This window comes from Brevibacterium yomogidense, from assembly GCF_900163715.1.
Lineage (GTDB): Bacteria > Actinomycetota > Actinomycetes > Actinomycetales > Brevibacteriaceae > Brevibacterium > Brevibacterium yomogidense_A.
On the sequence record NZ_FWFF01000017.1, the window covers coordinates 281,621 to 294,067 of the forward strand.

Consider the following 12,447-nt stretch of genomic DNA (forward strand, 5'->3'; position numbering starts at 1 on the left):
CTGGATTCCCGGCGGGGTCGTCGGTCTGATCATCATCGTGGCGCTCATCGCCATCCTGGTGTGAGTCACGGGCTCCTTCCGCCGCGTGCCTCAGGCATGCGGCGGAAGGGGGCTGAGTACGAAGGGCCCCGCTCGATACGCGCGTGGAGCCTCCTGATATTCTGACGTAGTTGAGGTTTGAACCTCACTCTTGTGTTCGCCGACTCCGGTCGGCGATTTTTCTTTGCCGCTGCATGCTGGCACGTCTGAAGATCTTCGGGGGTTCATTGTTCTGCAGGAATCGAGTGGTCGACATCGCTCTGCGCTACGTGATGCTGGTGTTCGGCCTCAGCCTCATGTCACTGGGCATCGCCTTCTCGATCCGCAGCGATCTGGGCACGACGCCGATCTCGAGCCTGCCCTACGTTCTCAGCGAACTCATGCCACTGACGCTCGGCGCGCTCATGATCCTCATGAACCTGGTGTTCGTCGCGCTCCAGGCGCTCATCCTGCGCAAGCGCTTCAAGCCGGTGCAGCTGCTGCAGATCCCCGTCGTCGTGGTGTTCGGTCTCCTCAACGATGTGGCGCTGTGGCTGGTGCGCGATGTCTCCCACTCCGCCTACTGGCAGCAGTGGATCCTCGTCGCTATCGGCATCGTGCTCGTGGGGATCGGCGTCGCGTTCCAGGTGAAGGCGCAGACGACCCCGCTTGCCGGCGAGGGGCTCATCCTCGCGCTCAGCAACGAGCTGATCCGAAAGTTCGGAGTGAAGCGGCCGTTCCTCTTCAGCTCGGTGAAGATCCAGTTCGACACCTCCCTCGTCCTGCTGTCCGTCGTCATCGCACTGATCTTCACCGGCGGCCTCGCAGGAGTGCGTGAGGGCACCGTCGCAGCGGCTCTCTGCGTGGGCTTCGTCGTGCACCTCGTCATCCGCCTGCTCGAACCGGTCAGCACTGTCGAGAAGGCGAACATAGAACTGGTCGCCACCGACGAATCGCCCTCCGACCGCTGAGCTGCTCCCCGAGCGCCCGCCGTCGGCGAGTTTGCGCAAGTCGGCTTGATTTTCGGTAACGTGGCCGCAGGCGGCCACTCTCGTGGACGCGCAGGACTTCTGAAGGAGGTCGATATGAAGATCTGGATCCCCGGCGGCATCGTCGGACTGATCATCATCGTCGCGATCATCGTCATGCTGACGTGATGCGCAGAGGCTCCTTCCGCCGTGTACCTCAGGCATACGGCGGGAGGCGCCTCAGCACGACGTCGTGCGTTACCCGATTCCGCGTTCTTCACCACAATCACTGAACGCGCGTGCAATACTCGACGGTCAGCCCCGGTGCTCGTGGCAGAATCGCTCGGAGCATTGGGCGACAGACGAAGGGACGCACAGTGGTCGAGAACTCGCACGAGGACGCGCCGCACGAGGGTGATCTGGCCAGCGTGGCCAGGATCCGCCAGGCCGCACTTCGCCTGTTCGCGACTCAGGGCGTCTCGTCGACGCCCCTGCGGGCCATCGCCGCCGAGGCCCGAGTCACCGTCGGCCTCATCCCTCACCACTTCGGGTCCAAGAACGGGTTGCGAGACGGCTTGGAGCGCTGGATCGTCGCACAGTTCGCCGATGCGCTGGCGCAAGCCAATGCGGCAGCGGGGGAGCAGGGCGCGAACGCGCAGGAGCGTCAGGCACACGTGAACGCCATGCTGGAGCAGAACCCTTTCATCAAGGACTACATGCGCAGGGAGTTCCTCCACCCCCATCCGGGCGGAACCCTGCTGAAGCAGCTGACCGAACTCATCGCCGACAGTGTGGATGACATGCGGGCCCGTGGCTTCGCATCGTCGAGCCGTGACCGCACCGATCAGGTGGTGGCCGCGATGGTGCGGCAGCTGGGCACGCTTTTCCTGCAGCCGATGGTTGATCAGGTCATCGACGTCCTGCCACCCAGTCAGAAGCCTTTTTCTACTCCTGAGCTCGTCGTGGAGATGCGTAGAAACGATTGAGGCACCGCCTGACGTAGCGATCTGGCCTGACCGAAGCGCAACCGTCCTGATCGACACTCAGCCTGGCCTGTCGCCGGCTCTTCAGCTCAAGAGCGCCTGACCGACGACGAATAGGGACCCCAGGACTGCCACCCCGGCGGCGATCGCGTGCAGGATACGGGTGTTCGCCTTCTTGATGACGACGGACGACAGCGCGAATCCTACGATCATGAACGGCGCCCATGCCGCGGCATACGCGAGGTGGGTGAGGGTCAGCTGGCGGCCGATCGCCAGGCCGGTCAGCGACATGAGGCTGCCGATGACGAAGTAGGCGCTGATCGTGGCACGTGCCGTGGAGGTGTCGACTGATCGCATGATGAGCGCGATCGGTGGGCCGCCGATCCCCGTCGAGGTACCGAACATGCCGGAGAGCCCGCCCGCTACCAGCACGTTCCTGCGATGCGGCGCAGGCTTCCATCCGATGAGGCTGAACGCCACACCGATGAGGACGATGGCGGCCAGTGTCAGCGACAGCCCTGTGCGGGAGAACGTGGCGACCGCGAAGGTGCCCGCGACGATCCCGGGGATCCGCCCGATCGATCCCCAGAGCACGATTGACCAGTCGACATTGCGGCGCTCCCTGAGGAACGCGAAGATGGAGATGTTGATCGCCAGCAGGATGATCGTCGACGGGATGAGGTCTGGCTTCAGTATGACCAGCAGGGGAGCGGCGATCATTCCCAGGCCGAACCCGATCGACCCCTGCAGACAGGAAGCGCAGAGCACCACGAATCCGATGACGAAGAACTCGATCACGGGGTGTGCTCCTTGCATGGCACACGACTGACGCGCACCGGGTGGATGACCACACGATACGCGTCAGACGGGTGACTGCTCACACCGGGAGACTGCTCACTCAGGGCGGTGCGGCAGGAAGACGTCTTCGTACAGCTGGGTCGCGTACGGAAGGAAGTCGTAGTCGTCGGCCGAGTACCAGTCGCCGATCTCCTGCAGGTTCCCGCCGTCGGAGTAGCCCAGCTCCTCGGCGACCGACACCCACGATTCCCCGATCGCAGCAGGGTCGCTCGCGATCGCCTGGGATGTGGCCTCTGACTCTCCGTCGTCAACGATTGCTGCCGCCTGTGAGTCGCGGATCGTTTCCTGCACCTCGTCCGGCAACGCGGAGATGGTCCCGCCGTTCTCCGTCGCCTGCTGCACAGCGTCTACATTGGAATCCGCCAGGTGCTGGTTCCACAGCGCGAAGTAGTCGGGCTGCGCGTCGAAGACGATCTGCTGGTAGGCCAACGGAAGGTTGGAGAACCCGGTTCCTCCCAGGTGGGAGGCGGCACCGCGACCCGCGAACGATCCCTCCGTGAGGTAGCTGATGTTTGGCGCCACCGCGGTGACACCGAAGATTGCGGCGGAGCCAAGCTGCGTCATGGTGCAATCGATTGTGTTCCGCTGCAACGCTTCGAAGGCTTCGGCATATTCGAGCGAGACCGGGTTGGCACCGATGTCGCGCACCGCACCTTCGCTGTCCTGTGTGCCGATCCGGATCTGCCGGCTTTCCCAGGCGCTCGCCGTGGAGTTCTCCGCGTTCTGCGAGTTGCAGACGAAGAAGAACTCACCGCTGTTCACCTGCGGAGTGAGGGGCACAAGGCCCTTGTCCTCGAACTCCTGGAGCACGGCTTCGTTCTCCCACGCCAGCTGGTTGAGCATGGCATTCGTGGCCATCTCTCCGACGAGCGGTGACGTAGGGGCCAGCTGCGAAAAGCTCATGAGGTCGTTGTAGGCCGGGAACTCCGACGGGAGGTAAGCCGGCACGGTGTGGGCGATGTCGACCCGCCCGTCCGCCAACGCATCGACAACTTCGGTATATGACGCGATGGCCTGGCCGTAAACGATCTCGATCTCGATCTGACCGTTGGAACGCTCTTCGATTGCTTCCTTATATGCGAGCGCAGAAGGCGCACCAGTGTCATCCGGTGAACTCGACGCAGGCTGGTACGTGAGCTTCACTGGCTCGAGCTCTGCGATGGCCTCGTTGACCTCGTCCTGGTCTGCACCGTAAGCGAAGCCTTCTCCCGCGGGGCCGGATGCGGAAGCACCGATGCTTCCAGCGCAGCCAGCAGTGAGGGCGAGGACGCCGATTGCAGTGAACGCGATCGGGATCCTGCGGCGGGGCGTTGTCATTCTGCTCTCCTCTTCATGGATGAGTTCGCGTCCGCTTCGTCGGCGACCCGTCCGACGACCCGGAAGCAGCTGGGACCTCGATGTCCAGCTTCCGGATCTTCCCGGTCGGTCCCTTGGGCAGGGCGTCGACGAAGCGGATGATGCGGGGGATCTTGTAAGCGGCCAGGGATTCTCGGCAGAAGGCCTCGACGGCCTCGGCGGTGGGGGTGGTGCCCGGCATGGGCGTGATGATGGCAGTGACGTTCTGGCCGTAGTAATCGTCGGGGGCGCCGATGACGGCAGCTTCGAGGACGTCGGGGTGCTCGTAGAGGACCTCTTCGACCTCGCGGGGATAGACGTTGTAGCCGCCGTGGATGATCATCTCCTTCATCCGGTCGACGATGTACACGTAGCCGTCGTCGTCGCGGTACCCGAGGTCGCCGGTGCGGAAGAACCCTTCGGCATCGAATGCGGCCTCCGTCGCCGAGGTGTTGTTCCAGTACCCCTTCATCACCAGATCCCCGCGGATGCAGATCTCGCCGACCTCGTTGTCGGGGACGGGCTCGCCTTCCAGCGATTTGACCCGAACGTCCAGGGACGGGACTTCGAGCCCCACGGACCCGGGGACGATCCGACCGTTCCACGGGTTGAACGTGCCGAACGCGGTGGTTTCCGTGAGCCCGTACCCTTCCGCGATGGTGGCGTCGAAGCGCTCCTTGAACTTCCGCATGATCGGCACCGCGATCGATGCCCCGCCGGACAGCGCCAGGCGCAGGGAGGTGGGCTTCCGGTCGGATTCCACCTGGAGCAGCGCGTTCCACATCGTCGGGACGCCGGCGACAACCGTGAGTTCGTCCTCGATGAGGGTGTCGAACAGTGTCTCCGCGTGGAAGCGGGGGAGCAGCGTGATGCTGGCGCCGGCGGACAGCGCCAGGATCGACACGGACGCCAACCCGAAGACGTGGAAGAGTGGCAGGGCAGTGCCGAAGCGGTCGCTGCTGGTGGCGCCGGAGATCTGGCCGCCTACCCGGCCGACTGTGAGCAGGTTGTCGACGGTGAGCATCGCTCCCTTGGGCGTGCCGGTGGTGCCCGAGGTGTACAGCAGTGCCGCTGTCTCGTCACCGGCCCGTCGCACGGGGGACAGTTCGCCGTCCGGCAGAGCCGCTGCGGATCCGGGGGTGAGCGTCTCGATGGTGCGGGATGTGATGCCGGTGCTGGCGGCTGCCGCCTCCGATGCGTCTGCACAGCCGGGGTGGCTGAGGATGAGGCGGGCGCCGGAATCGTTGATGAAGTACTCGAGTTCACGAGCGGTCGACAGAGGATTGGCCGCGACCACGGTGAGTCCGTGTGCCTGTGCACCGAAGAACTCGAGGAGGAACTCGGGGCATGTGGGGCTGACGAGCACGATTCGGTCGCCGTGGACCAGTCCTGCCTCCGAGAACCGTGCGGTGGCCGCTGTCGCACCGGCGATGAGGTCTCTGCGTGAGAGCTCGATCCGCTCCTCGTTGCGGGGGCCGCGGAGAGCGGGTGCGTCAGGGTCCTCTGCGGCGAGTGTGAGGAGTGGGTCGATGACGTTGAGGTCGGGGCTGTCAGTGCTGTTCACGGATGTCCTCGTCGTCGGAGACAGATGCTTGTGCGTCGTGCTGTGCGGAGAGGCCCAGTGCCTCGGTCCAGAGGACGGAGACGGTGCGGATGAGCTCCGCTCGTCCTTCCTCGGTCGCGTACGTGGGGTCCTTCTCGTCGACATAGATGTTGAAGCAGAGTCGGCTCACCATCGACGACAGCGCCTTCGACACCAGCTGGGGGTCCAGGGTGGAGTTGACGAACCCTCGGGCCTGGAGCTTGGCGATCGACCGCGTGTTGCGTGCGATGAAGGCGTTGGACCGTTCCCTTCGGACCTTCTTGATGCTCGGGTCCACGTGGGCCACTTGCTCCATGACCGCCATGAGGTCCGCGTTCTCGCAGTAGGAGTCGATGTACTCCTTGTTGGCGTGGAGGATCCGTTCGACGGGATCGATGCCCGTATCGCTCGAATGTGAGGTGCGGAGGACGGTCTGCTGGGCGTGTTCGATGACGGCGGCGAGAATGTCTTCGCGATTGCGGAAATACGTGTACAGGGTGCCGCTCGAACAGCCGACCCGGTCTGTGATGTCGGTGAGTCGGCTGTTGAAGTAGCCGTGTTCAGCGAATACCTCGCGTGCGGCGGTCACCAGCTGGGAGCGTGTCCGCTGCCCCTTCGATGAAAGCTCAGGACGGGTGGAAAGCTGTGCGGAGTTCTCGAGTCGAGAGGTTGCACTGGTCACGGAAGAGCCGCCTCTGTTCTAGATGCGAGGTCAGGTCACGAGCAGTGGGTCAGCCCACACCTGACTGAATTTGACGTCAATGTCAGATTCTGTCATCGAGCATGCCCCGACCGAGCCTTGCTGTCAACAGCTGTTTCCTCCCCAGGAGAGGTGAGGGCTCTGGGGCCGCCCGAGCTGACGCGCGCCCACGACCGCGGCAGCTGACCCTCGGACACAGAACCGCCCCGGTGAATCCAGCGAATGCTGGACCCACCGGGGCGGCTTCGCGCTCACGCGAGTTCAGTGCGCTGCGAGTAAGGGCTCCGCGATCAGCGCGGCGCCATGCGGATCGCTCCATCCAGGCGGATGACCTCGCCGTTGAGCATGCGGTTCGACACGATGGAGGTGACGAGCTCTGCGTACTCCGACGGCTGGCCCAGGCGCGACGGGAACGGGACCTGCTGGCCCAGCGACTCCTGTGCCTTCTCCGGCAGTCCGGACATCATAGGGGTGAGGAACAGGCCGGGTGCGATGGTCATGACGCGGATGCCGGAGCTTGCCAGGTCGCGCGCGATCGGCAGAGTCATGCCGACGATGCCGCCCTTGGAGGCGGAATACGCGGCCTGGCCGATCTGGCCGTCGTATGCAGCGACGGAGGCGGTGTTGATGATGACGCCGCGCTCGCCGTCCTCGCCCGGCTCGTTCTTCTGCATCGCGGCAGCTGCCAGGCGGATGACGTTGAACGAGCCGATGAGGTTGACGCCGACGACCTTCGTGAAGTCGCCGAGGTCGTGCGGGCCCTGCTTGCCCGCCGTCTTCTGCGCGACGCCGATCCCGGCGCAGTTGACGACGCCCGCCAGAGTGCCGTCCGCGTTCGCCTGCTCGACCATCGCGGAGACGCTGGCCTCGTCGGTGACGTCAGTCTGCATGAAGGTCGCGCCAGCGGGCGCCTCGCCCTTGACGTCGGCGACGACCACCGTGGCGCCGCGCTCGATGAGCGCTGCGGTGGTGGCGGCGCCCAGCCCGGAGGCCCCACCCGTGACGATGAAGGTCTTGTCCTGGAACTGCATGCGTATGTCCTCTTCTCCGGCTCATGCCGTCGTCTGTGGTTCCGCACACAGTTCTAGCGCAGTTTGAACGATCGTTCAACACCGTGGTCGGCAGGATGCGTGTGCACGCCGGTGGCAGAGGCGCGCACCACGCCAGGCTGAGCCCTCCGTAGACCGATCGACAGTACGCTGAGCACATGGCCCCTCACAGCACTTCATCTCAGGACGACACGCGGATCGCTGTCCTCATCGACTGCGACAACGTCTCACCCACCCACGCTGGAGCAGTGCTCGAGGAGCTCGCCTCCTACGGCACCCCCACCATCAAGCGCGCCTACGGCGACTGGACGACGTCACAGCTCAACGGATGGAAGAAGGAGCTGAACCGGTGGGCGATCCAGCCGGTGCAGCAGTTCGCCTACACCGTGGGCAAGAACTCCACGGATTCCGCACTCATCATCGACGCGATGGACCTGATGTGGATGGGCAACGTGGAGTCCTTCGCGATCGTGTCCTCGGACTCCGACTTCACCCGCCTGGCCACGCGCCTGCGCGAGTCGGGGAAGAAGGTCATCGGTCTGGGCAGGCGCAAGACGCCCATCTCACTGCGCAACGCCGTAGACCAGTTCATCTACCTCGAACTGCTCGGCGGCGACGACCACAGCGAAGGCACGCCGTCCAAGGAAGGCGATGCTCCCGCTGAAAGCGCGGCCCCCGCTCCGGAGGCGACCAAGCCCCCGTCGGAGCCGGCCCCTGCCGCAACGGTCCAGACTGCTGTGACGTTCTCCGATGCCGTCGCGAACGAGCCTGCCTCCCGCATCAACCTGCAGAGCGCTCTTACCAAGGCGATCAACGCCACCAGTGGGGACGACGGGTGGGCCAATCTCAGCCTGCTGGGCCAGCACTTGAGCCGGACGCATGCGGACTTCGATCCGCGGGACTTCGGTCACAGCAAGCTCAGCGATCTCGTTGCCGAGCAGCCGTACCTGGACCACCGCACGGACGGTCGGCAGATGGAGGCGCGGCTGAAGAAGCGCTCCGGACGCAGGGGTTGAGACCGGCCACTGCGGCACCGGGCGGCTGAACCGACGACAGGTGGGGCCCGGACGATGTCCGGGCCCCACCTGTCGTTTCTCCTTCGGCGATCCAGCGGCGTGCGGCGCAGCGCGGCTCAGGATGCCGACGAACTCCGGGGTGTCACGCGTTGACTGACTGCTGCACCAGCCCCGCCAGCCGTCCGGTGATGATCTCCTCCGCATCTGCGACGATGCGGTTGACGAGGTCGGCTGCGGACGGGACGTCGTTGATGATGCCCTGCACCATGCCGACGGTCCACTGGCCCGCTTCGATGTCGCCGTCTTCGAAGACTGTGCGGCCACGTGCCCCTGCGACCAGGTGCTGGACGTCTTCGAACTTCCCGCCCTTGTCCAGGATGTCGACCGCTTCGCTGGAGACGCCGTTCTTGCGTACGCGCACGGTGTTGCGCAGCGGGCGGAAGTTCAGGATCGTGTCGAGTTCGGTGCCGTCGACGATCGCCTGCTTCACCTTGTCGTGGATGGGTGCTTCCTGTGTCGCCATGAAGCGTGATCCCATGTTGATGCCGTCCGCGCCCAGTGCCAGTGCCGCGGCCAGTCCGCGGCCGTCGCCGAACCCGCCGGATGCGATGAAGGGGATCGACAGCTTGTCCGCCGCTGCCGGGATCAGCACCAGTCCGGGAATGTCGTCCTCACCGGGGTGGCCGGCGCATTCGAAGCCGTCGATGCTCACAGCATCGACCCCGACCTTTTCGGCCTTCAGCGCGTGACGCACGGCCGTGCACTTGTGGACCACCTTGACGCCGTGCTCCTTGAACAGGGGCATGTACGGTTCCGGGTTGGCGCCGGCGGTCTCGATGACGGTGATCCCCTCTTCCACAGCGACCTTGACGTACTCGTCATAGGGGACCGGGCTGATCGTCGGGAGGATCGTGAGGTTCACACCGATCGGCTTGCTTGTCAGTTCCCGCGTCTTGCGGATCTCCGTGCGGAGGTCTTCAGGCGTGGGCTGGGTGAGTGCCGTGAGGATGCCCAGACCGCCGGCGTTCGAGACGGCTGCGGCGAGCGGAGCGCGGCCCACCCACTGCATGCCGCCCTGGACGACGGGGTGGTCGATACCGAGCAGTTCGGTGAATCGGGTTCTGAGCATGGAGATCTCCTGTGATGTATGCGAACGGTGGCGCCCCGGATCCTGCAGCATCGTAGGAAGGGCCGAGGGTCACTTTTCACGGTAGATCAATCAGGCGAAGGCCACAATACGAACGTTCAATAAGTTTGAAGCGGCTGCGTCTCCGCACATGCACTGTCAGCGTGCGGTATGCCATGCAGCCGATGGGCAGCAAGGCGGAGAAGTGCACGCCCAGTGCGATGTGGAGATGGATCTGGTCAGACAAGACTTCGTCCAACCACGGAGGCGCTGTGACCCGTTGAGTGACGGCGCCTCCACCGAGGCACTGCTATGCGGGTGTTACTCGCCGTGCGGAACGACGACTGCGCGGCCGGACAGCTCTCCGGCTTCCATCTTGCGGTATGCATCCAGACCGTTCTCCAGGCTGAAGCGTTCGACCTCGGGCTCGATCTGGCCTACGCGGTAGAGGTCGACGACCTCGTGGAGCTCTTCGATGGTGCCCCAGTAGGTGTTCGTGAGTGTCGCTTCGTAGGGGTTCGTGAAGAACGACCACTCATAGGTGCCACCTGCGATGCCGACGATGGTGCAGCGGCCCTGGACTGCCATCGACTTCATCGCCGCATCCACAGTGCTCTTCACGCCGACGAAGTCGAACGCCGCGTCGACGCCCTGGCCGCCGCCTGGCAGCTGGGGGCGAGTTTGATCGCGTGGTACGGGGCGTGGCCGGCGTCACATGTTTACCGGAGCATGTGAGGGAGGTCTTCGAAGTGGTTCACGAACCCAGCCAGCCGCCGTCCACGTTGAGGATCTGCCCCGACACGTAGGACGACGCATCCGACAGGAGGAAGGCGATTGCGCCGCCCAGCTCCTCCGGGAGGCCGAGGCGCTTCATGGGGATGCGAGCCATGATGCGATCGTGGTCCGCCTGCGAGCTCAGCAGGTCCTCCGTCAGGGCGGTCCGGTAGTAACCCGGGCCGATCGCGTTCGCTCGAATCCCGCGACCCGACCATTCACTCGACAGTGCACGTGTCATGCCCAGCAGCCCCGTCTTCGATGTCGCATACGGGACGTTTCGTGGCAGTCCGATGCTGCTGTTGAGCGAGCCGATGAACACGTGGGACCCGGCAAGGCCGTCGTTGATCTGCCGCTTCGTGATCGCCTGGCTGAGGAAGAACGGGGCGTCCAAGTTGAGTGTCATGACCTCCCGCCAGATCTGCGGCGTCACGTCCTCCGCGTCGAGGCGGCGTTGCACGCCCGCTGCATGGATGACCCCATAGAGGGGAGCGTGCGCGTGCGCATCCGAGGCCAGGGAGTCCAAGCCGTCGAGGTCCGCGACGTCTGCGGGCGCGATCCGGACCTCACCGGGCAGGCCGGCTGCGGCCTTGGCGGTGGTGGCCAGCTGGTCAGCGGACCGGGACACGGCGGTGACCGTCGCGCCGAAGGCGGCGGCGGTGAGGGCCATGGACTGGCCCAGCCCGCGGCCGGCACCGGTGACCAGCACATGGCGACCGGTCAGGTCGAACGACTGCGGTGATGCGTGGCCGGGGGAGGGGTTCATGGGGATCCTTCGAGTCGGAGGGTCAGGGTCGACGGTGGAGGTCGGAGAGGAGCGGGCGCGTACTGGCTCAGGCGCTGGTGTCGTCCTTGGCCGTAGTCGGCACGGAGTCCGCTGGTGTGCTGCGGAGGTCCTCGAGTCCCTCGATCGAGTCGAGCAGTGCGGTGAGACCGCGGAAGTACTGGTTGCGGATCGCGCTGACCCGCTGCGGGTCGTGGGAGGCCAGCGGGGTGATACCGTTGCCACTTTTCAGTCCCAGGTCGCCCGCGTCGACCCGTTCCTCCAGCAGTGGGGTGGAGGCGAAGCGGTCGCCGTAAGCGCCGGACTCCGTCTGCAGGCACGCCTGGTAGACGTCCAGTCCTGCCATGTCCGCGACCTCGAACGGGCCGAACGCGGCCAGGCGGTAGCCGAAGGAGTTGCGGGAGACCTCGTCGACGACCTCGGGGGTGGCGACGCCCTCGTCGACCAGCTTGAGCGCCTCCGCGAACAGGGCGTGCTGCAGGCGGTTCGCGATGAAGGCGGGGACATCGCTGATCGTGGTGGGCCGCTTGCCCACCTGGCGGTGGAAGTCGGTGGCCGTGGCCGTTGCGGACTCCACGGTGCGGTCGCTGGGGATGATCTCCACGCCCGGGATCAGCCGGGACGGGTTCATCCAGTGGCAGCCCAGGAAGCGCTCCGGCCCGGTGACGGACTCCGCGAGCGTGCCGATGGGCAGGGTGGACGTGTTCGAGGCGATGATCGCCTGCGGGTGCGCGGCGGCGGAGACGCGGGCCAGCGTCGAGTGCTTGAGCTCCAGCACCTCCGGCACTGCCTCGATGATGAAGCCCACTCCGGCCAGCGACTCGTCGATGCTGACGCCCGCGATCAGGTTCTCGGCGACGACCTCCGCCTCCGCCGCGTCGAGGAGGCCCTTGTCCACCCAGTCGCGGGACTCTGCGAGGAGCTCGCCCACACGGCGCTGGCTGGTCGCCGCATCGATGTCGATGAGCACGCAGGGCACGCCGGCCCCGGCGATCGTCGCGGCGATCCCGCCGCCCATGTATCCCCCGCCCACGACGGCGGCGCGTGTGATCGATCCAGTCATCCTCGACTCCTTCGGGTGTCGCAACATCGGCGGTCTGCGCTTCGAATGATCGCCGGTGGTCAACATCTGTGCCGCTTCACGGCGGCCGTGTTAAGTAACAGTAGCCATTGGACTTAACATCACTTAACGCGAGACTCGGGGTCTAGATTTATCAGCATTCACGAGTTTCGGGAGCACGAGGAGGTGGCCCA

12 protein-coding genes and 1 pseudogene are annotated in these 12,447 nt (G+C 65.3%); 4 read left to right on the forward strand and 9 right to left on the reverse strand.

Features of this window, described 5'->3' with window-relative positions; all coding sequences use genetic code 11:
• The first annotated feature begins 284 nt into the window (after window positions 1-284).
• The 3 genes from FM105_RS10295 to FM105_RS10300 all read left to right on the forward strand — a co-directional run bounded on the left by FM105_RS10295 (window position 285) and on the right by FM105_RS10300 (window position 1,972).
• Window positions 285-989, forward strand: coding sequence for a YczE/YyaS/YitT family protein (locus FM105_RS10295; RefSeq protein WP_218777938.1), 705 nt, complete (start codon window positions 285-287; stop codon window positions 987-989).
• Window positions 990-1,034: 45 nt separating this feature from the next.
• The gene (locus FM105_RS14705) at window positions 1,035-1,175 is read left to right on the forward strand and encodes a hypothetical protein (protein WP_179207153.1); all 141 of its coding nucleotides are present in this window, start codon (window positions 1,035-1,037) and stop codon (window positions 1,173-1,175) included.
• A gap of 188 nt (window positions 1,176-1,363) precedes the next feature.
• Window positions 1,364-1,972, forward strand: a complete 609-nt coding sequence (locus FM105_RS10300; protein WP_087007899.1) for a TetR/AcrR family transcriptional regulator — start codon at window positions 1,364-1,366, stop codon at window positions 1,970-1,972.
• Window positions 1,973-2,053: 81 nt separating this feature from the next.
• Here the strand turns inward: FM105_RS10300 and FM105_RS10305 are convergent, their stop codons facing one another.
• From FM105_RS10305 to FM105_RS10325, 5 genes are all read right to left on the reverse strand, one after another.
• Window positions 2,054-2,767, reverse strand: a complete 714-nt coding sequence (locus FM105_RS10305; protein ID WP_179207154.1) for a sulfite exporter TauE/SafE family protein — start codon at window positions 2,765-2,767, stop codon at window positions 2,054-2,056.
• 96 nt (window positions 2,768-2,863) lie between these two features.
• The gene (locus FM105_RS10310) at window positions 2,864-4,144 is read right to left on the reverse strand and encodes a hypothetical protein (protein ID WP_087007903.1); all 1,281 of its coding nucleotides are present in this window, start codon (window positions 4,142-4,144) and stop codon (window positions 2,864-2,866) included.
• Between the two features lie 13 nt (window positions 4,145-4,157).
• Complete coding sequence (locus tag FM105_RS10315) at window positions 4,158-5,726, reverse strand: AMP-binding protein (protein ID WP_256970334.1); 1,569 nt, start codon at window positions 5,724-5,726, stop codon at window positions 4,158-4,160.
• Window positions 5,713-6,333 carry a TetR/AcrR family transcriptional regulator gene (locus FM105_RS14920; protein WP_256970335.1) on the reverse strand — a complete coding sequence of 207 codons (621 nt, stop codon included), beginning with the start codon at window positions 6,331-6,333 and terminating at the stop codon, window positions 5,713-5,715. The genes FM105_RS10315 and FM105_RS14920 overlap by 14 nt, the downstream gene beginning before the upstream one ends.
• Window positions 6,334-6,734: 401 nt before the next feature.
• Complete coding sequence (locus FM105_RS10325; RefSeq protein ID WP_087007909.1) at window positions 6,735-7,475, reverse strand: 3-hydroxyacyl-CoA dehydrogenase; 741 nt, start codon at window positions 7,473-7,475, stop codon at window positions 6,735-6,737.
• A 176-nt stretch (window positions 7,476-7,651) separates the two neighbouring features.
• Here FM105_RS10325 and FM105_RS10330 point away from each other — a divergent pair, with 176 nt between their 5' ends.
• Window positions 7,652-8,509 carry an NYN domain-containing protein gene (locus FM105_RS10330; protein WP_087007911.1) on the forward strand — a complete coding sequence of 286 codons (858 nt, stop codon included), beginning with the start codon at window positions 7,652-7,654 and terminating at the stop codon, window positions 8,507-8,509.
• A gap of 142 nt (window positions 8,510-8,651) precedes the next feature.
• On the opposite strand, the gene FM105_RS10335 is transcribed toward FM105_RS10330, so the two are convergent.
• The 4 genes and pseudogenes from FM105_RS10335 to FM105_RS10350 all read right to left on the reverse strand — a co-directional run bounded on the left by FM105_RS10335 (window position 8,652) and on the right by FM105_RS10350 (window position 12,256).
• On the reverse strand, window positions 8,652-9,638 hold the full coding sequence (locus tag FM105_RS10335; protein ID WP_373404776.1) for an NAD(P)H-dependent flavin oxidoreductase: 987 nt from the start codon (window positions 9,636-9,638) through the stop codon (window positions 8,652-8,654).
• A 318-nt stretch (window positions 9,639-9,956) separates the two neighbouring features.
• Window positions 9,957-10,295 (reverse strand): annotated as a pseudogene (locus FM105_RS10340) (zinc-binding dehydrogenase); the annotation flags it as partial.
• A 94-nt stretch (window positions 10,296-10,389) separates the two neighbouring features.
• A complete protein-coding gene (locus FM105_RS10345) occupies window positions 10,390-11,175 on the reverse strand; it encodes an SDR family NAD(P)-dependent oxidoreductase (RefSeq protein WP_087007917.1) in 786 nt (261 codons plus the stop codon).
• Window positions 11,176-11,242: 67 nt separating this feature from the next.
• On the reverse strand, window positions 11,243-12,256 hold the full coding sequence (locus FM105_RS10350; RefSeq protein WP_087007918.1) for a 3-hydroxyacyl-CoA dehydrogenase family protein: 1,014 nt from the start codon (window positions 12,254-12,256) through the stop codon (window positions 11,243-11,245).
• Window positions 12,257-12,447 lie beyond the last annotated feature (191 nt).

Coding starts and splice junctions, on each gene's coding strand:
- FM105_RS10345 (WP_087007917.1), bottom strand. CDS start 11,175: ATGAACCCCTCCCCCGGCCACGCATCACCGCAGTCGTTCGACCTGACC.
- FM105_RS10350 (WP_087007918.1), bottom strand. CDS start 12,256: ATGACTGGATCGATCACACGCGCCGCCGTCGTGGGCGGGGGATACATG.
- FM105_RS10335 (WP_373404776.1), bottom strand. CDS start 9,638: ATGCTCAGAACCCGATTCACCGAACTGCTCGGTATCGACCACCCCGTC.
- FM105_RS10325 (WP_087007909.1), bottom strand. CDS start 7,475: ATGCAGTTCCAGGACAAGACCTTCATCGTCACGGGTGGGGCCTCCGGG.
- FM105_RS10330 (WP_087007911.1), top strand. CDS start 7,652: ATGGCCCCTCACAGCACTTCATCTCAGGACGACACGCGGATCGCTGTC.
- FM105_RS10310 (WP_087007903.1), bottom strand. CDS start 4,144: ATGACAACGCCCCGCCGCAGGATCCCGATCGCGTTCACTGCAATCGGC.